The sequence below is a fragment of the Pseudomonas sp. Y5-11 genome (assembly GCF_022368695.1).
Lineage (GTDB): Bacteria > Pseudomonadota > Gammaproteobacteria > Pseudomonadales > Pseudomonadaceae > Aquipseudomonas > Aquipseudomonas parakoreensis.
Window position 1 is genome coordinate 6,457,688 of sequence record NZ_CP058974.1, and the last position, 18,289, is coordinate 6,475,976.

23 protein-coding genes are annotated in these 18,289 nt (G+C 62.1%); 8 read left to right on the forward strand and 15 right to left on the reverse strand.

Annotated features, from left to right (window positions below; all coding sequences use genetic code 11):
- Positions 1-10 precede the first annotated feature (10 nt).
- The 12 genes from HXW87_RS29080 to nrdR all read right to left on the reverse strand — a co-directional run bounded on the left by HXW87_RS29080 (position 11) and on the right by nrdR (position 8,958).
- A complete protein-coding gene (locus tag HXW87_RS29080; protein ID WP_239778257.1) occupies positions 11-811 on the reverse strand; it encodes a cobalamin-binding protein in 801 nt (266 codons plus the stop codon).
- Positions 811-1,230, reverse strand: a complete 420-nt coding sequence (locus HXW87_RS29085; RefSeq protein ID WP_047296863.1) for a hypothetical protein — start codon at positions 1,228-1,230, stop codon at positions 811-813. Before HXW87_RS29085 ends, HXW87_RS29080 begins: the two co-directional genes overlap by 1 nt.
- Positions 1,227-1,844, reverse strand: coding sequence for a GTP cyclohydrolase II (gene ribA, locus HXW87_RS29090; RefSeq protein WP_027612931.1), 618 nt, complete (start codon positions 1,842-1,844; stop codon positions 1,227-1,229). Before ribA ends, HXW87_RS29085 begins: the two co-directional genes overlap by 4 nt.
- Before the next feature lie 237 nt (positions 1,845-2,081).
- Entirely contained in the window at positions 2,082-2,819 is a 738-nt protein-coding gene (locus HXW87_RS29095) for a transporter substrate-binding domain-containing protein (protein ID WP_239778258.1), read from the reverse strand.
- 34 nt (positions 2,820-2,853) lie between these two features.
- Positions 2,854-3,357 (reverse strand): phosphatidylglycerophosphatase A, encoded by a 504-nt coding sequence (locus HXW87_RS29100; protein WP_003228639.1) that lies wholly within the window; start codon positions 3,355-3,357, stop codon positions 2,854-2,856.
- Positions 3,354-4,319 (reverse strand): thiamine-phosphate kinase, encoded by a 966-nt coding sequence (gene thiL, locus HXW87_RS29105; RefSeq protein WP_095668201.1) that lies wholly within the window; start codon positions 4,317-4,319, stop codon positions 3,354-3,356. The genes HXW87_RS29100 and thiL overlap by 4 nt, the downstream gene beginning before the upstream one ends.
- Before the next feature lie 17 nt (positions 4,320-4,336).
- Complete coding sequence (gene nusB / locus HXW87_RS29110; protein ID WP_041074513.1) at positions 4,337-4,837, reverse strand: transcription antitermination factor NusB; 501 nt, start codon at positions 4,835-4,837, stop codon at positions 4,337-4,339.
- Entirely contained in the window at positions 4,834-5,310 is a 477-nt protein-coding gene (ribE, locus tag HXW87_RS29115) for a 6,7-dimethyl-8-ribityllumazine synthase (protein ID WP_003228649.1), read from the reverse strand. The genes nusB and ribE overlap by 4 nt, the downstream gene beginning before the upstream one ends.
- Positions 5,311-5,545: 235 nt before the next feature.
- The gene (gene ribBA, locus HXW87_RS29120; protein ID WP_007966103.1) at positions 5,546-6,637 is read right to left on the reverse strand and encodes a bifunctional 3,4-dihydroxy-2-butanone-4-phosphate synthase/GTP cyclohydrolase II; all 1,092 of its coding nucleotides are present in this window, start codon (positions 6,635-6,637) and stop codon (positions 5,546-5,548) included.
- A gap of 16 nt (positions 6,638-6,653) precedes the next feature.
- Positions 6,654-7,316 (reverse strand): riboflavin synthase, encoded by a 663-nt coding sequence (locus tag HXW87_RS29125; RefSeq protein WP_007955571.1) that lies wholly within the window; start codon positions 7,314-7,316, stop codon positions 6,654-6,656.
- A gap of 47 nt (positions 7,317-7,363) precedes the next feature.
- Positions 7,364-8,497 carry a bifunctional diaminohydroxyphosphoribosylaminopyrimidine deaminase/5-amino-6-(5-phosphoribosylamino)uracil reductase RibD gene (gene ribD, locus HXW87_RS29130; protein WP_182402638.1) on the reverse strand — a complete coding sequence of 378 codons (1,134 nt, stop codon included), beginning with the start codon at positions 8,495-8,497 and terminating at the stop codon, positions 7,364-7,366.
- On the reverse strand, positions 8,494-8,958 hold the full coding sequence (gene nrdR / locus HXW87_RS29135; protein ID WP_003228656.1) for a transcriptional regulator NrdR: 465 nt from the start codon (positions 8,956-8,958) through the stop codon (positions 8,494-8,496). The genes ribD and nrdR overlap by 4 nt, the downstream gene beginning before the upstream one ends.
- Positions 8,959-9,085: 127 nt before the next feature.
- Between nrdR and HXW87_RS29140 the strand changes: the two genes are divergently transcribed.
- The 3 genes from HXW87_RS29140 (at position 9,086) to trxA (ending at position 11,246) form a co-directional block, all read left to right on the forward strand.
- Positions 9,086-9,550, forward strand: coding sequence for a YbaY family lipoprotein (locus HXW87_RS29140; RefSeq protein WP_041074498.1), 465 nt, complete (start codon positions 9,086-9,088; stop codon positions 9,548-9,550).
- The gene (locus tag HXW87_RS29145) at positions 9,547-10,203 is read left to right on the forward strand and encodes a 50S ribosomal protein L11 methyltransferase (RefSeq protein ID WP_239778259.1); all 657 of its coding nucleotides are present in this window, start codon (positions 9,547-9,549) and stop codon (positions 10,201-10,203) included. Before HXW87_RS29140 ends, HXW87_RS29145 begins: the two co-directional genes overlap by 4 nt.
- 170 nt (positions 10,204-10,373) lie before the next feature.
- Positions 10,374-11,246, forward strand: a complete 873-nt coding sequence (gene trxA, locus HXW87_RS29150; protein WP_047602506.1) for a thioredoxin — start codon at positions 10,374-10,376, stop codon at positions 11,244-11,246.
- Positions 11,247-11,342: 96 nt separating this feature from the next.
- Here trxA and HXW87_RS29155 read toward each other — a convergent pair whose 3' ends face one another.
- Positions 11,343-11,702, reverse strand: a complete 360-nt coding sequence (locus HXW87_RS29155) for a hypothetical protein (RefSeq protein ID WP_239778260.1) — start codon at positions 11,700-11,702, stop codon at positions 11,343-11,345.
- Between the two features lie 135 nt (positions 11,703-11,837).
- Between HXW87_RS29155 and HXW87_RS29160 the strand changes: the two genes are divergently transcribed.
- The 5 genes from HXW87_RS29160 (at position 11,838) to HXW87_RS29180 (ending at position 16,027) form a co-directional block, all read left to right on the forward strand.
- A complete protein-coding gene (locus HXW87_RS29160; protein WP_239778261.1) occupies positions 11,838-12,440 on the forward strand; it encodes a DUF2796 domain-containing protein in 603 nt (200 codons plus the stop codon).
- Between the two features lie 132 nt (positions 12,441-12,572).
- Positions 12,573-13,283, forward strand: coding sequence for an ABC transporter ATP-binding protein (locus tag HXW87_RS29165; RefSeq protein WP_003228669.1), 711 nt, complete (start codon positions 12,573-12,575; stop codon positions 13,281-13,283).
- A 1-nt stretch (position 13,284) separates the two neighbouring features.
- A complete protein-coding gene (locus HXW87_RS29170) occupies positions 13,285-14,550 on the forward strand; it encodes an ABC transporter permease (protein ID WP_108183943.1) in 1,266 nt (421 codons plus the stop codon).
- Positions 14,551-14,561: 11 nt separating this feature from the next.
- Positions 14,562-15,080: a DUF3299 domain-containing protein gene (locus HXW87_RS29175; RefSeq protein WP_047296927.1), complete on the forward strand. Its 519-nt coding sequence runs from the start codon at positions 14,562-14,564 to the stop codon at positions 15,078-15,080.
- 248 nt (positions 15,081-15,328) lie between these two features.
- Positions 15,329-16,027: an OmpW family outer membrane protein gene (locus HXW87_RS29180; RefSeq protein ID WP_041074487.1), complete on the forward strand. Its 699-nt coding sequence runs from the start codon at positions 15,329-15,331 to the stop codon at positions 16,025-16,027.
- 265 nt (positions 16,028-16,292) lie between these two features.
- Here HXW87_RS29180 and HXW87_RS29185 read toward each other — a convergent pair whose 3' ends face one another.
- Together HXW87_RS29185 and HXW87_RS29190 are read right to left on the reverse strand one after the other, a co-directional pair.
- A complete protein-coding gene (locus HXW87_RS29185; protein WP_047296876.1) occupies positions 16,293-17,222 on the reverse strand; it encodes an NAD-dependent epimerase/dehydratase family protein in 930 nt (309 codons plus the stop codon).
- A complete protein-coding gene (locus tag HXW87_RS29190) occupies positions 17,215-18,099 on the reverse strand; it encodes a sugar nucleotide-binding protein (RefSeq protein ID WP_041074483.1) in 885 nt (294 codons plus the stop codon). Before HXW87_RS29190 ends, HXW87_RS29185 begins: the two co-directional genes overlap by 8 nt.
- Between the last annotated feature and the right edge of the window lie 190 nt (positions 18,100-18,289).

Here is an 18,289-nt window from a genome sequence, read left to right on the forward strand (position 1 = left end):
CCTACAGAGGTCAGCGGCGGGGCTGGATGAGTTGGCAGAGTCTGGCGGTCGCTTCGATCATCTGGCCGCTTGGGCGCTCCAGGCCTTTATCCGTGACCAATAGCAATTGTCCTCTCCTCACCGCCGCCACTTGCGGCCAGGCTTTCCACGCGTCCAGCTGCGCCTGATCACCGGCCAGAATCACCTGCGGATCGCGCTGTAACACTGCCTCGATACTCACCTGCGGCGCGGGCACACTCAGGTCGGCAAACACATTGCGTGCGCCACACACCTCAAGCGCATCGCTGATGATCTGCCCGCCACCGACGGTGTACAGCGGTTTGTCCCAGACTTGATAAAACACGTTCAGCGGCGTGTCGCGACGATAGCGCTGGCGCAGGTCATCGAGTTTCTGGCGCAGGTCTGCCGCCAGTTTCCTCCCACGCTCAGGTCGCCCGAGTTGCGCGGCAATCGTCTCGATCTGCGCTGACAACTGTTGGAGATTGTGCGGTTCGGCGACGTAGGTCGGGATGTTCAGGCGTTTGAGCTGGTCGCGCTGCGCCGCGCCGACACTGCCGGGCCACAACAGCAGCACATCAGGCTTGAGGCTGAGCAGGCGCTCCATGTCGAGTTGCCCATAGCGCCCCACCGAGGGAACACCGGCAATGGCGGCAGGACGCTCGCCAGCATCGAGTACGCCCACCAGCAGGTCCGCCGAATCCAGCTCAACGACGATTTCCGACAGCGAAGGCGCGAGGCTGACCACCCGCAGACTCGCCAGCACCGGGCCGGCGCAGGCCAGCAGCAGAACCGCCAGCCACAGACGGCGCATCAGCCGAGTTGACGCGGGATACGGTAGAGGTAGAACAGCACGGCCGTGGACAGCGCCAGCAACATCAGCGGTACGGCTTCAAGACCGACGAACACCGCCAGCGCACCGATCCATGCCGGCAACGATGCCGCGAGCAATGCAATACGGCGCTGGGTGGCCAAAGCAATCCAGGCCGCCGGTTCATCAGGGGTGTCGAGGGCTTTCTGCGTGGTGATCAGCGCGTGTTTGTAGCGCCCGAAGAACTTCAGGCTGACAAACATCGACGCAACGCCGGCGATGAACAATGGCATGGTCAGCACCGGCACAATGCCCTCGCCCTGACCGAACAGCAGGTTCAGGACAAACAGCGGCAGCAGCGCCAACGCCAGATATTTCCACCAGTCGACCGCCAGGCGGCGTCGCACCTGACCGCGGGTCACGCGCGGTCTACCTCGCCCTGATGCTCGTTGCCCATCATGTGGTCGAGCTTGCTGGCCTTGGTTGCCAGGTACAGTTTGTTGTGCGGGTTGTGCCCGGTGTGCAGCGGCACACGCTCGGCAACGACGATGCCCATGTCGGTCAGGGCTTTGACCTTGCGCGGGTTGTTGGTCATCAGACGCAGCGACTTCACGCCCAGATGCTCGAGCATCGGCAGGCACATGGCGTAGTCACGCTGATCGGCGGCAAACCCCAGACGTTCGTTGGCTTCAACGGTGTCGGCGCCGCCGTCTTGCAACTCGTAGGCGCGGATCTTGTTCAGCAGACCGATGCCGCGACCTTCCTGACGCAGGTACAGCAGCACGCCACGGCCTTCACGGGCGATGGCCTTGAGTGCCGCTTCGAGTTGCGAGCCGCAGTCGCAGCGCTGGCTGAACAGCGCGTCACCGGTCAGGCACTCAGAGTGCAACCGGCCGAGCACCGGGGCACCGTCGGCGAAATCACCCAGGCTCAGCACAACGTGCTCGCGGCCGGTGGCCTCATCGAGAAAACCGTGCATGGTGAATTGTGCAAAAGGCGTTGGCAGCTTGGAAGCGGCGACAAAAACGACAGGCACCGGTGTGCTCCTGATCTAAAAGTCTGAAGATTCGCAGGCCGGCATTGTAACAGCAGGTTCCTGCAGACGCTTAGGCTGAATTATCGGGCATAACGATCAAAATGTTTGATGACTCCTCGGACAACCGGGATCCCTGCAGGAGCTGTCGAGTGAAACGAGGCTGCGATCTTTTTGACGGGTTGTATTGGTTCAAGATCAAAAGATCGCAGCGTGCCGCAGCTCCTACAGGGGTTCGCATCAGGGCGTCTCAAACGGATACGGCTGCTTCCACTGCTCGAAAACCGGCCTCAGCTCCCCGCTCTTGACCAGTTGCTCCATGCGCCTGTCGAACAGCGCCATCAGTGTGCGCGCTTGCGGCGTGTCGGCGAAGCACAGGTACAGCGGCAATTCGGCGATTGGCGTCTTGCGAAACTGCGTCGGATCCTTGGCCCGGCCAAGCACGTAATCGATTTCGGTCAAGGCATCGATGTAATAGTCAGCGCGGTTGTGGGTGAGCATCGACAGGATCCCGGTACGCCGCACGACCTCATTGTAGTTGCGCACATTGGGCAAATAATCCTGATAGTCGTAACCGCGTACCCACGCCAGGCGATAGTTGCCGAGGGTCTCCGGGGTCGGTGACGGATTGCTCGCCAGGCCCAGGGCGTAGATGTGATCGGTGTCGAAGTTCCAGCGCGGGTATAGCAGGTCGCTGGCCTCGTTTTTATACGAACCGACGCAGGCATCGACTTCGCCGCGCTCGGCCAGACCTACGGAGCGCGTATAGGGTTCAGTGCGGATGTCGAGCTTCACCCCGGCCGGTTCGAACACCTTGCGCAGCACGTCCCAGCCCAGGCCGTGGCCGTCGGCGGCGGTGTAGTCTTCCCAGTCTTCGCTGGCCAGATGGATGACCGCGGGCGTCGGCGCAGCTTCCTGCGCACTGGCAACAGTGCCCAGCAAGGTCAAAAACACAAGCGCCAGCCAGCGTCGAGCCATCCCTCGTTTCCTCACTTAACCCTGACGATACGGATCAGGCGAAAATCCACACCAGTCCCTGCATCGCCAGCCACGCGAACACGCCGGCCAGCACGTCGTCGAGCATGATGCCGACGCCGCCGTGGACATGCCGGTCGATCCAGCGGATCGGCCATGGCTTGAGAATGTCGAAGAAGCGGAACATCAGGAACCCCGCGAGCAACCAGTACCAGCCTTCCGGCACCAGCCACAGGGTGATCCACATCCCGACCATTTCATCCCAGACGATGCCTTCGTGGTCGTGCACCCGCAGATCGTCGGCAACCTTGCCGCACAGCCAGAAGCCGAACAGCATAGTGATCCCGAGCATCAGCCAGTAACCCCAGTCGGGCAGCATCTGCCACAACGGGATAAAGGGTAGCGCAACTAACGAACCCCACGTGCCCGGTGCTTTCGGCAAGGTGCCGGAGCCAAAGCCGAACGCGAGGAAATGCCAGGGATTGCGCCAGACCGACGGCGGAACGAATTCGGCCGGAACCTGTTTCGGGTGATCTGTCACGGTGTCTCCTGAAAATGTTGATAACCGCGGATTTGCGGGGTGATATCGTGGCCTTCGCGATCCAGCAGCACCACACCCTGGCCCTGCGCCACACGCCCGATCACATGGATCGGCCAACCATCGGCCAGCAGCGCCGGCAACTCGACGGACGGTAGCGTGAAGGCCAGCACATAGTCATCGCCGCCGCTCAACGCTGCCCGTTCGGCACCACGCTGACCGAGAAACGCCACTAAAGCATCGGACAACGGTACGCGCTCGCGTTCAACTTCGAGTCGAACCCCCGAAGCCAGAGCGATATGCCCGCAGTCGGCGAGCAGGCCGTCAGAGATATCGAGGGCCGATGTGGCCTTGCCACGCAAGGCCTGACCGAGCGCCAGTTGCGGTTGCGGCGACCAGTAATGATCGAGCAACGGCTGGGCGATATCTGCTTCGGCCTCGCGCTGGCCAAGCACCAGCGGCAACGCACCGGCGGCATTGCCCAGCTCACCGCCAACACAGAGCAGATCGCCCGGTTGTGCGCCGCTGCGGGTCAAGGCCTGCCCGACCGGAACGCGACCGAATACGGTCACCGTCAGGCTCAACGGCCCGCGCGTGGTGTCACCGCCGACCAGCGCGATGCCGCAGCTCTGCGCCATGCGGTTCAAACCGCGGGCGTAGGCTTGCAGCCAATCGGCGGTCACCGTCGGCACAGTCAGGGCAAGGGTAAAGGCAACGGGCGTGGCGCCCATGGCGGCCAGGTCGCTGACCGCGACGGCCAGCGAGCGCTGACCGAGCAGAAACGGATCGCAGGGATCGGCGAAATGCACGCCGGCCACCAGCGTATCGGTGGAAATCGCCAGCTGTTCCCCGGGGGGAACCGCCAGCAAGGCGCAGTCATCGCCGATCCCCAGAGCAACGCCCTCGCCGCCCTGCGCACAAGGCGCGGCGGCGAAGAAATTGCGGATCAGCTCAAACTCGCCCATGAGGTCTCAAGCGCGTATCAGCGCTTGAATGCCTTCACTTCAGCTTCACGCAGGCGCGGAGCCAGCTTGTCGAGCACGCCGTTGACGAACTTGTGGCCATCGGTCGAACCGAAGACTTTCGCCAACTCGATACCTTCGTTGATCACCACGCGGTACGGCACGTCGACGCGCTTGAGCAGTTCCCAGGTGGACAGGCGCAGAACCGCCAGTTCAACCGGGTCCAGCTCTTCGATTTCGATGTCCAGGCACGGCTTGAGCGCGGTGTCGATTTCGCTCTTGAACTGCGGAACCCCGTGCAGAATCTCGCGGAAGTAGGCGCCATCGACATCGGTGAAATCGTTATCAACGCGAAACTGCGCTTCGATCTCGTTCAGCGATTGCCGGGCCATGTGCCACTGATACAGGGCCTGAGTCGCGAGCTGACGAGCTTCGCGGCGCTTGGCGCTCTTCGATGGCTTGCCGGCATCCGCAGGTTTCGGATCGCGCGGGTTGAAACGATCGCTATCGTCGCTAATCACTTGGCCTCCAACTGCGCCAGCAGGCTGACCATTTCCAGAGCGGACAGGGCAGCTTCAGCACCTTTGTTGCCGGCCTTGGTGCCGGAACGTTCGATGGCTTGCTCGATGGAATCAACGGTCAGGACGCCGAACGCGACCGGTACGCCGAACTCCATGGACACCTGGGCCAGACCCTTGGTGCACTCGCCTGCCACGTATTCGAAGTGCGGAGTGCCGCCACGAATGACCGCGCCGAGGGCGATGATGGCTGCGAATTCGCCTTTCTGGGCGACTTTCTGCGCAACCAGCGGGATTTCGAAGGCGCCAGGTGCGCGGATGATGGTGATGTCGCTTTCGCTCACGCCGTGGCGAACCAGGGCATCAACTGCACCGCTGACCAGGCTTTCAACCACGAAGCTGTTGAAACGGCCCACTACCAGAGCGTAGCGGCCTTTAGGGGCGATGAAGGTACCTTCGATGGTCTTCAGGGTCATTCGTCAGATCTCTTAAAGAGCCGGGACGCGTCTCGTACGCATCCCTCAGTGATATTAGCCACAAATTCATGACCGGAAACACCGCATTGCTGTTCGACTACACCCTGTGGCGAGGGGATTCATCCCCGATGGACTGCGCAGCAGTCCCAACCAAATAGGGCCGCTACGCAGCCCGTCGGGGATGAATCCCCTCACCACAAGGATCTACATCAACAATGCCGAATTCACCGGGTCATTATTCGGAGGGCACGTATTCTACAACTTCCAGATCGAAACCGGATATCGCATTAAATTTCATTGGCGCCGACATCAGGCGCATTTTGCGCACACCGAGGTCACGCAGGATCTGCGAACCGGCACCGACGATGCTGTAGGTGGTCGGTTTTTTCACCGCCGCCTGATCAGCAGTTTCGCGGATGTGCGCCAGCAACACGTCGCCATCAAGCGGGTGCCCGAGCAACAGCACCACACCGCTGCCGGCCTCGGCCACCGCAGCCATCGCGGCACGCAGGCTCCAGCGGCCAGGTTGCTTGACCATCAGCAGGTCGCGCAGCGGGTCCATGTTGTGCACGCGAACCAGGGTCGGTTCCTCGGCGCAAACGGTGCCCAGCGTGAGCGCCATGTGCACGTCGCCTTCTACCGAATCACGATAGGTCACCAGGTTGAATTGGCCCAGTTCGCTGTCCAGCGGCTGCTCGGCAATCCGCTGAACGGTACGTTCGTGGATCATCCGGTAGTGAATCAGGTCGGCGATGGTGCCGATCTTGATGTTGTGTTCGGCGGCAAACGCTTCCAGCTCGGCGCGACGGGACATGGTGCCGTCGTCGTTCATCACTTCGCAGATCACCCCGCTTGGCTCGAAACCGGCCATGCGCGCCAGGTCGCAGGCGGCTTCGGTGTGGCCGGCACGGGCCAGCGTACCGCCGGCCTGGGCCATCAGCGGGAAGATGTGGCCCGGGCTGACGATGTCTTCAGCCTTGGCATCTTTGGCCGCAGCCGCTTGCACGGTGCGCGCACGGTCGGCGGCGGAGATACCGGTGGTGACGCCTTCGGCGGCTTCGATCGACACAGTGAACTTGGTGCCGAAACCGGAACCGTTGCGCGGCGCCATCAGCGGCAGCTTCAACAGCTCGCAGCGCTCGCGGCTCATCGGCATGCAGATCAGGCCACGGGCGTGCTTGGCCATGAAGTTGATGTGCTCGGCCTTGCAGCATTCGGCGGCCATGATCAGGTCGCCTTCGTTCTCGCGGTCTTCGTCATCCATGAGGATGACCATCTTGCCTTGGCGGATGTCTTCAACCAGTTCTTCGATGCTATTGAGCGCCACAAGGCACCCCCTTCAGTCAGGATTTGAGGTAGCCGTTGGCGGCCAGAAAGCTTTCAGTGATACCACCGGACGTCGGCTCTGCAGCCTTGTCGCCCAACAGCAAACGCTCCAGATAACGCGCCAGCAAATCGACTTCCAGGTTCACCCGGCGGCCTGGCTTGTAGGAGGCCATGATGGTTTCGCTCAGGGTGTGCGGAATGATCGTCAGCAGGAATTCGGCGCCATCCACCGCGTTCACGGTCAGGCTGGTGCCGTCGACGGTGATCGAGCCTTTATGGGCGATGTACTTGGCCAGCTCTTTCGGCGCACGAATGCGAAATTCCACGGCGCGGGCATTGTCGCTGCGCGACACCACTTCGCCGACACCGTCGACGTGACCGCTGACCAGATGCCCGCCGAGACGGGTGGTCGGGGTCAGGGCTTTTTCCAGATTGACCGGGCTGCCGCTTTTCAGGTCATTCATCGCAGTGCAATCGAGGGTTTCGCGGCTGACGTCAGCAGCAAAACCGTTGCCCGGCAATTCAACCGCGGTCAGGCACACGCCGTTGACGGCGATGCTGTCGCCGAGTTTGACGTCGCTCAGGTCGAGCTTGCCGGTTTCGACATGCACCCGCACATCACCGCCCTTGGGGGTCAGTGCACGGATACTGCCGATGGATTCGATGATGCCGGTAAACATGGGGTTCTCCTTGAGAACGAAGCCAGCGCTAAGGCGATGGCCGGGAATTATACGCTCGCCGAAACGACTGGCGTCGCAGTGACTCGCCAGTCATCGCCAACCGCGCGGATTTCAGTGATTTTCAGCTCCGGAGCGTCCTTCATATAGGCCAGCGGCCAGTCCAGCAGCGGCCGCGCCGTGGAACCGAGAAACTTGCCGGCGATGAAGATCACGAACTCGTCGACCAGACCACGCTGCGCGAACGCGCCGGCCAGACGCGGGCCGGCCTCGACCAGCACTTCGTTGACGCCGCGGTTGGCCAGTTCGATGAGCAGTTGATGCAGATCGACCTGACCGTCATCACCCGGCACAATCAGGCATTCCGGGCCATTGGCGTATTGCTCTTCGACCGCCATGCAGGTGGCGACCAGCGCCGGGCCGGCCTTGAAGAATGGCGCATCCAGCGGCACCCGCAGACGCCCATCGATCAGCACCCGCAGCGGCGGACGGCTCATGGCCTGTGCGGTTTGTTCCGCATCCAGACCCAGTTCGTCGGCGCGCACGGTCAGGCGCGCACCGTCGGCCAGCACGGTGTCGGCCCCGGTCAGCACCACAGCAGCCTGCGCGCGCAGACGCTGCACGGCGGAACGCGCAGCCGGGCCGGTGATCCATTGGCTTTCGCCACTGTCCATCGCCGTACGACCGTCGAGACTCATGGCCAGCTTGACCCGCACGAACGGCAAGCCGTGTTCCATGCGCTTCAGAAAACCTTGATTGAGTTGACGTGCTTCGGCTTCCAGCACGCCGCTTTCGGTGGCGATGCCGGCATCGGCCAGGCGCTGCAAGCCACGTCCGGCGACCTGCGGATTCGGATCGCGCATCGCGGCGACCACCCGGGCAACTCCGGCATTTACCAGCGCATCGGCGCACGGCGGCGTGCGGCCATGGTGGCTGCACGGCTCAAGGGTCACGTAAGCCGTGGCGCCCCGGGCCAGCTCACCGGCTGCGCGCAAGGCGTGGACTTCAGCGTGGGGTTCGCCGGCACGCTCGTGAAAGCCTTCGCCGACAATCTGCCCGTCCTTGACGATCACGCAGCCAACCCGGGGATTGGGATGGGTGGTGTAGTGGCCCTTGCGCGCCAGTTCCAGCGCGCGGGCCATGAAACGGGCGTCAAGGATCGCCTGCTCGGCGGCGCTGGTCATTCTTTCACCGGTTCGCGGGCGAGGCGGTCGATCTCTTCGCGGAATTCGTTGAGGTCCTGAAAGCGTCGGTAAACCGAAGCGAAACGGATATAGGCGACTTCATCAAGCTTTTGCAGCTCGGCCATCACCAGTTCGCCGACCACGAGGGATTTGACCTCGCGCTCGCCGGTGGCGCGCAGCTTGTGCTTGATGTGGACCAGGGAGGATTCGAGACGCTCGACGCTCACCGGACGTTTCTCCAGGGCGCGTTGCATGCCGGCGCGGAGTTTTTCTTCGTCGAACGGTTGGCGGCTGCCGTCGGTTTTGATCAGGCGCGGCAACACCAGTTCGGCCGTCTCGAATGTCGTGAAACGTTCGCCGCAGGCCAGGCATTCACGCCGGCGGCGCACCTGTTCGCCCTCGGCGACCAGACGCGAGTCGATGACCTTGGTGTCGTTGGCACCGCAGAAGGGACAGTGCATGGTGGCTGGCAACAAAAAAAGGGAGGGCCATGGTAGCGCATCCCGGTGGCAAGACAAGCCATAGGGTTTGCGGTATACAGACTGCCATGATCGTTTGATCCACGGATTTCATTTTCTGGAGCTGCCAATGTCGCTACGACCGCTCGTTTTGCTCAGTCTTTTCGCCCTGCTGGTGGCCTGCGGTAGCGATAAACCCAAACCGCAACCGCCAACACCAGGCCCGGCGCCGCAACAGGCGCAGAAAAAAGCCAAAGAAGCCGCCGACCTGGGTCCGCTGCCTGCCTATCAACGGGAACTCAGCGGTACCCTGCAAGGCGTGCCGGCCGGGGCCGAAGTCGAACTGGCGCTGCTGGTGATCGATGAAAAATCGCGTCCGCAACAATTGCTCGCCAGTTCCAGCCTGATTGGCAACAACCAGATCCTGCCGTTCCGCCTGCGCTTCAATCCGGAAGCCTTTCCGGCTGGCGCACGGGTTGAACTGCGCGGTCGTGCCACGCAATCGGGCCAGTTGATCCTGCACCTGCCATCGCAAACCATTACTCAGCCGACTACTCAGGCGCTGGGCCAGCTGCAATTTGTCAAAGCACCATGACCGTACCGCTCGAGCTGCAACAGGCGCTGGGTGAATTGCTCGGTGATGCGCGGCTCAAGGCCTGCGGATTGCCGGGCACCGATTTGCAGTTGTGGCTGATCGACGGCGACAACATGGACCGTGAATTCAGCCCGGATGAAACCCGGCGCATCCTCCACGAACCGCCCTACTGGAGCTTCTGCTGGGCCAGCGGCCTGGCGGTGGCGCGTTATCTGGCGGAGTTTCCCGAGTGGGTGCGTGGCAAGCGGGTGCTGGATTTCGGCGCCGGCTCCGGGATCGCCGCGATTGCGGCAGTCAAGGCCGGGGCGTTGGAAGTGGTGGCCTGTGATCTGGATCCGCTGGCGATTGCTGCGTGTCGGGCCAACGCTGAACTCAATGATGTGCAGATGAGTTATTCGACGGACTTCTTTGCCGAGGCTGATCGCTTCGACCTGATTCTGGTGGCGGACGTGCTCTACGACCGCGAGAACCTGCCGCTACTCGATGCATTTCTCAGCCGTGGCCGTGAGGCGCTGGTGGCGGATTCGCGGGTTCGGGACTTTCGTCATCCGCTGTATGAGCGGATCGAAATGCTTGAGGCGATGACCTTGCCGGATCTGGCGGAGCCGGAAGAGTTCAGACATGTCAGTCTTTACCATGCGCGGCGTGACTAAAAGCTTCGCGAGCAGGCTCGCTCCCACAGGGGTAACGCATTCCAAATGTGGGAGCGAGCCTGCTCGCGAAAGCATTCTGGCAGGCAACACACCTCTCAAAGACTGACCGCTTCCGGCCACACCCCGCCAAGCCGTATAGTTGCCCCATCCACGCTTTTACGAGATCCCCCATGAGTCAGCAAACGCCGTACATCTTCGACGCCACGACTGCCGATTTCGACCAGTCGGTGATCGAAGCTTCCTTCAACAAACCGGTGCTGGTGGATTTCTGGGCCGAATGGTGTGCGCCGTGCAAGGCGTTGATGCCGATGCTGCAAGGGATTGCCGAGAGCTATCAGGGCGAACTGCTGCTGGCCAAGGTCAACTGCGACATCGAACAGGACATCGTCGCCCGCTTCGGCATTCGCAGCCTGCCGACCGTGGTGCTGTTCAAGGACGGCCAACCGGTCGACGGTTTTGCCGGTGCGCAGCCGGAGTCGGCCGTGCGTGCCCTGCTCGAACCGCATGTGCAGATGCCGCCGCCGGCCGCCGCCGATCCGTTCGAACAGGCTCAGGCACTGTTCGATGAAGGTCGTTACGCGGAAGCAGAAGCCGCGCTGGTAGTGATGCTCACCGAAGACAACAGCAACGCCAAAGCGCTGATCCTCTACGCCCGCTGCCTGACCGAACGCGGCGAACTGGGTGAGGCGCAAACCGTGCTCGACGCAGTCAAGAGCGATGAGCACAAGGCTGCACTGGCCGGCGCCAAAGCGCAGATCAAATTCCTTGGCCTGGCCCGCGACCTGCCGGATGCTGCCGACCTCAAGGCGCGTCTGGCCAAAGATCCGCAGGACGACGAAGCGGTGTATCAACTGGCGATCCAGCAACTGGCGCGTCAGCAATACGAAGCGGCGCTGGAGGCCTTGCTCAAGCTGTTCATCCGTAACCGCAGCTACGGTGAAGGCCTGCCGCACAAGACCTTGCTACAGGTGTTCGAACTGTTGGGCAATGATCATCCGCTGGTGACTGCATACCGCCGTAAGGTGTTTGCTGCGCTTTATTAAGATCAAAAGATCGCAGCCTGCGGCAGCTCTTACAGGTTCATCCGCAAAACATGGATGAAACTGTGGGAGCTGCCGCAGGCTGCGATCTTTTTCGTTTCACTCGATCCAACTGTAAAGCGGTGTATCGCCGCCGCTCGCCACTTTCACCTGTGAACTGTGGCGCAAGCGCACCAGCAAGCGCTTGCCCGCCGAGGCGCTGCCAGTCAATCCCTCAAGCTGCTCCAGCAGATCCGGCCCGCTGAGCTGCCCGGCCTTGCGCAACAGACCCTGCGCGACCTGCCACAACGCATCGTCCTGGTTCAGTGGTTTCGCTGCCGGCGTGCTCAATGCCGCTTCAGGCTGATCACCCTGCGGCTGCGCGCCAAGGGCTGCGCCGAGCTTCGCCCAATCACTGTCATCCAGTTCCACCGTCAAATCCACCGGCGTCGCGCCAACGGTTCCGCGTATCCGCAACATCTGCTTCGCTCCTGCACATTTCTGACCTGCATGCTCCCACGGGACTTGTGCAACGCCAAGCGCACGGGCAAACTCTGCGCACTTTCGTTATAAGATTACATAACAAACTCTTCACTTTACTTCCCGGAGACCGCCATGCGTCGTCTGCTCCTCGCTTTGCCGTTTGCCCTGTTGCCGCTGGCCATCGCCCATGCCGCCGATGAGCACGATCACGACCACGAGCACGGCAGCCTCGGTGCCCACGAACATGGCGTCGGCCGCCTGAATGCTGCACTCGACGGCCAGACCCTGGAGCTGGAACTGGAAAGCCCGGCGATGAACCTGGTGGGCTTCGAACATGCCGCCACCAGCGACACCGACAAGGCCAAGGTCGCCGCCGCACGCACGAAACTGGAAAACCCGCTGGCGCTGTTCAGCCTGCCAACCGCCGCCGGGTGCAAAGTCACCAGCCAAGAACTGGAAAGCCCGCTGTTCGGCGACAAGCCGGCTGCCGACGAGCATGACGATGATGACCACGACGAAGATGCCAAGGGCGGTGAAGCGCATCACCACGATCACAGCGAAATCCACGCCCACTACCAATTCACTTGCGCCACCCCGGGCGCCTTGAAGACCCTGGATCTGGCGAACCTCTTCAATACCTTCCCGGCGACCCAGAAAATTCAGGTACAACTGATCGGCCCGAGCGGCCAGCAAGGCACCGAAGTGACCGCCAAGGCTGCCGCCCTGAAATTCTGATTGCCTGAAATATCCCCTGTAGGAGCTGCCGAAGGCCGCGATCTTTTGATCTTGCCTTTAAAAACAGGATCAAAAGATCGCGGCCTTCGGCAGCTCCTACACGGGCCCGTGATCAAACATGAAACTGGTGCCATGACCCAAGCACTCATCGAACTGTCCGACCTGGGCTTCAACTGGCCCGGCCACCCGCCGCTGCTGGACATCCCGGCGTTTCGCCTGGAGCCCGGCGAAACCCTGTTCCTCAAAGGCCCCAGCGGCAGTGGCAAAACCACCCTGCTCGGCCTGCTCGGTGGCGTGCAGAAGCCCGGGCGCGGCAGCATTCGCCTGCTCGGCCAGGAACTGACCGAACTCGGTGCCGGCGCCCGCGACCGCTTTCGTGTCGATCACACCGGCTACATCTTCCAGCAATTCAACCTGCTGCCGTTTCTTTCGGTACGCGAGAACGTCGAGTTGCCCTGCCACTTCTCCAGGCTGCGTGCCGAGCGGGCGAAACAGCGCCACGGCAGCGTCGACCAGGCTGCCGCCACCCTGCTCGCCCACCTGGGTCTGAAGGATGAAAGCATCCTCGGCCGTCGCGCCGATTCGCTGTCGATCGGTCAGCAGCAACGGGTCGCCGCCGCTCGTGCGTTGATCGGCCAGCCGGAACTGGTGATCGCCGACGAACCGACCTCGGCGCTGGATTACGACGCCCGGGAAAACTTCATTCGTCTGTTGTTCGCCGAATGCCGCGAGGCCGGCTCCAGCCTGTTGTTCGTCAGCCACGACCAGAGCCTGGCGCCGCTGTTCGACCGTCACCTGTCCCTGGCCGAGCTCAATCGCGCCGCCACGTCTGCCGAGGTCTGAGATGTATCTGTTTCGTCTGGCCATGGCCAGCCTGGCCAACCGCCGCTTCACCGCCCTGCTCACCGCGTTCGCCATTGCCCTGTCGGTGTGCCTGTTGCTTGCGGTCGAGCGCGTGCGCACCGAGGCCAAAGCCAGTTTCGCCAGCACCATCAGCGGCACCGACCTGATCGTCGGCGCCCGCTCCGGTTCGGTGAACCTGCTGCTGTACTCGGTGTTCCGCATCGGCAACGCGACCAACAACATTCGCTGGGACAGCTTCGAACATTTCGCCAGCAACCCGAAGGTAAAGTGGGCGATCCCGATGTCCCTCGGCGACTCCCATCGCGGCTACCGGGTGATGGGCACCACCGAAGCCTATTTCGAGCATTACCAATACGGTCGTCAGCAGCACCTGGAACTGGCTGATGGCCGGGCGTTTGCCACCGATCCGTTCGAAGTGGTGCTCGGCGCCGAAGTCGCCGAAGCGCTGCATTACAAGCTCGGCGACCAACTGGTGCTGGCCCACGGCGTAGCGGCGATCAGTCTGGTCAAGCACGATGACAAACCGTTCACCGTGGTCGGCATTCTCAAGCGCACCGGCACGCCAGTAGATCGCACGCTGCACATCAGCCTCGGCGGCATGGAGGCGATTCACATCGACTGGCACAACGGCGTGCCGGCACGCGGCAACGGTCGGATCACGGCGGATCAGGCACGCAACATGGACCTGACGCCACAGGCGATCACCGCGTTCATGCTCGGCCTCAACAGCAAGATTTCCACCTTCGCCCTGCAACGCGAGATCAATGAATACCGGGGCGAGCCAATGCTGGCGATCCTCCCGGGCGTGGCTTTGCAGGAGCTGTGGAGCCTGATGAGCACCGCTGAAAAGGCCCTGTTTGTGGTCTCGCTGTTCGTGGTGCTGACCGGGTTGATCGGCATGCTCACGGCGATTCTCACCAGCCTTAACGAGCGCCGCCGGGAGATGGCGATTTTGCGTTCGGTCGGTGCGCGACCGTGGCACATCGCAAGTCTGCTGGTGCTGGAAGCTTTCGCGCTGGCACTGACCGGCGTAATCGCCGGACTGGCGTTGCTGTACCTCGGCATCGCCGCCGCGCAGGGTTACGTGCAGGCCAATTACGGGCTGTATCTGCCGCTGGCGTGGCCGAGCGAGTATGAATGGACGCTGCTCGGTGGCATTCTGGCGGCCGCGCTGCTGATGGGCAGCGTGCCGGCCTGGCGCGCGTATCGCCAATCCCTGGCCGATGGCCTGTCGATCCGTTTATGAGGATGTTCACCATGCCCCGCGCTGTGCTTGCGCTGCTGTTGCTGGTCGCCCTGCCCGTGTGGGCAGCGGCACCGAAAGACCTGACCTGGTCGGAGATGATCCCGCCGGACGCCGCGCCGGAGGTGCCGAACATGACGCCGTTGCACGACCTGTCGAAGATGGGCGACGCGCTCTCCGCCGAGTCGGCGCCAGCGGCAAAACAGGACATGCCCAACGCGCCGGTCGTGCAAAGTCTCGACGGGCAGAACATCCGCCTGCCGGGCTACATCGTGCCGCTGGAAGTCAATGAAGAAGGACGCACCACCGACTTCCTGCTGGTGCCGTACTTCGGCGCCTGCATCCACGTGCCGCCACCGCCGTCGAACCAGATCGTGCATGTGAAAAGCGAGCTGGGCGTGAAGCTCGACGAGCTGTATCAGCCGTACTGGGTCGAGGGACCGCTGCAGGTCAAGGCGTCCACCAGCGAACTGGCGGATGCCGGGTATCAGATGGCGGCGGACAAGATTTATGTGTATGAGCTGCCGGAGTAGTTCCGGCACTTCTGTGATGTTTTTAATGGCCCCTTCGCTGGCAAGCCAGCTCCCACAGTGATCGAGTCGTTCACCGATTTTTTGAACACCAACGAAACCTGTGGGAGCTGGCTTGCCAGCGAAGGGGCCGGCCAAGGTTCCACAAAAAACCGGGGCATCACTGTTTCATTGAGCTGAGTCAAAAGACCGTATCAGTTGGCTTCATACCATAGGACATCAGACATTTTTAACGTCCTTTTGGAGCTCCCATGAACAAGTCCTTGCTCAGCGCCTCGCTGTTTGCAGTCGCGCTCGCAGCCCCGCTCGCCCACGCCCACGAAGCCGGTGACATCATCGTTCGCGCCGGTGCGATCACCGTCAACCCGAAGGCCGACAGCTCCAGCGTCAAAGTCGATCAGGGTCCGTTGAGCGGCACCAACCTGGGCGGCAAGGCGACCATGAGCAGCGACACCCAACTGGGTCTGAACTTCGCTTACATGCTGACCAACAACATCGGTATCGAGTTGCTGGCCGCCTCGCCGTTCGAGCATGACGTAAAAATCAAAGGCACCGCACTGCCAGCGGCCAACGGCAAACTCGGCACCCTGAAACACCTGCCGCCCACCCTCAGCGTCGTGTACTACCCGCTGGATGCGAAATCGCCGTTCCAGCCTTACATCGGCGGCGGCATCAACTACACCTGGATCTACGACGAGCACGTCGGCAGCGAAGCCCAGTCCAACGGCTTCAGCAACTTCAAAGCGAAAAACTCCTGGGGCCTGGCCTGGCAGGTCGGCGCCGACTACATGCTGACCGACAACATCATGCTCAACGCCCAGGTGCGCTACATCGACATCGATACTCGCGCCACCGTCGAGAACAACGCCGTGGCACCGGGCACCCGTGCCAAGGTGAATGTTGATGTCGATCCGTTTGTGTACATGGTGGGTCTGGGCTACAAGTTCTAAGCAACATTCGAACATTCGCGTGGTGGTGAATGCGGGCTAATGTGGCGAGGGAGCTTGCTCCCGCTGGGCTGCGAAGCAGCCCTGAACAAGGCAAAAGCGGTGCTTCAGAAAAACCGCGTTGACTGAATTTGCGACTGCTGCGCAGTCGAGCGGGACGGTGCGACGATTCGACGAGCTCCCTCGCCACAGGGATTGCACAAGCGTCAAAGCGATACCCCGCCCACAAAAAAGGCGCCTGCAAAGGCGCCTTTTTTGTTTTTTCGATTTAGCGTCCCAGCAACCGCGCCAGCCCCACACGCATCGGCGTCGGCTCTGGCAGCTTGAAACGTTGCAGCAAACGCGCGTTGTTCGCCCGCGAATGACGGATGTCGCCGGCGCGCGCCGGGCCATAGCTGACCGGTGGCAGTTCGCCGACCACTTCCTGCAGCGTTTGCAACATCTGCTTGAGGTTCATCGCCTGATTCCAGCCGACGTTCATCGCGCCCACTTCCACTTCAGGCTTGTCGATTGCCTGCACCAGCACGTCGACCAGATCCTCGACATAGAGGAAGTCGCGGGTCTGCTCGCCATCGCCGAACACGGTGATCGGCAGACCTTTCTGTGCCCGCTCGCTGAAAATGCTGATGACCCCGGAATACGGCGAGGACGGATCCTGGCGTGGGCCGAAGATGTTGAAGAAGCGGAAGATCACCGGCTCCAGACCATGCTGGCGACGATAGAAATCGAAGTAGTGTTCGCCGGCCAGTTTGTCCGAGGCATACGGAGTCAGCGGGGCTTTTGGCGTGTCTTCGTCAATCGACTCGCCTTCGCCATTGTTGCCGTATACCGCTGCGCTCGACGCGTAGAGCACACGCTTGACCCCGGCCTGGCGCATGGCTTCGCAGACATTCAGGGTGCCGATGAAGTTGCTCTGATGCGTCTTCACCGGATCGTCCACCGACGCCTGCACCGAAGCGACTGCCGCCAAATGCGCAACGGCGCTGCAGCCTTGCATGGCCTGCGCGACCAGCGCGGCATCGGCGACGTCACCGACGATCAGTTCGACCTTCGGGTTGTCCAGCGGCAGGTTGGCGCGTTTGCCGGTCGACAGATCATCGAGAATCCGCACCGAATGGCCGGTGGCGAGCAATGCATCCGTCAGGTGCGAGCCGATGAAACCGGCGCCGCCGGTGATTAAAACAGGGCCTTCAGCCATGACGATAAAACCTATCCAGTAAAGCCGGGAGTGCGGCGCGCCAGGCGCGAGGCTTGATCCCGAAAGTGTGCAGAATTTTCTTGCAGGCGAGGACCGCGTGCTGCGGTTCCTCGGCGGCATCCGGCCGCGCGGCATGGGCCTGAGCGGTCGGTGCTTCGATCGCCAGCGGATGCAGGCTGCGTGCTTCGGTCAGAATCGCCTGGCCGAGCGCCAGCGGTGTGGTCGCCTCGTGGCCGGCGTAATGGTAAGTGCCCCACAGCGGCGCCGCGCAATCGAGTTGCTTGAGCACCGAAATGATCACTCGCGCCGCATCGTCCACCGGGGTCGGATTGCCCCGGCGATCATCGGCCATCAGCAATTCATCCGGCTGTTCGGCGCGGGCGAGGAAGCGTCCGAGGGTGCCTTCAGGGCTGTCATCGAGCAGCCAGCCGAAGCGCAGCAACACGTGTTGCGGGCAGGTCGCGCGGACACTTTGCTCGATGCGCCACAGCGCCTGGCCGCGCAGGCCCAGCGGCACCGGCTCGTCTTTTTCGCTGTAGGCAGTCGCCCGCGAACCGTCAAACACCCGGTAACTGGACGGTTGCACAAGAATGATGTTGTGGTGCTGGCACAGTTCGGCCAGCCGCTCGATGGCGCGTTCCTGGCCGGCCAGACGGCTTTCGCTGACCGTCTCGGCCTGGAACCAGTCGAAATAGTAGGCGAGGTTGATCAACGCATCCGGACGGGTATCGTCGAGCAGTTGCGTCAGGCTCGCGGCATCCCAGCCGTCTTCTGGCGGGCGGGGGGCGAGGAAACCGATGTCTTCTTCCGCACCGAGGCGAATCAGCGCCTGCCCAAGGGCATTTCCGCCGCCCAGTAACATAAGGCGCATTCGCATAGAGTCAGCAGGCCCAGTCTGATTGGAACGATGGCTTTAGCGACGGTGCGGGTGACACCGTCATCGATAATTGCCGGAATCGTTGCATTTTGCGGGTTTAGTGCGCAACCGTCACCCGTAAAGTGTAGATCGCCGGGAATTGTGCTGAATCAACTGGCTCCATCGCTGGCAAGCCAGCGATGAGGCCCTG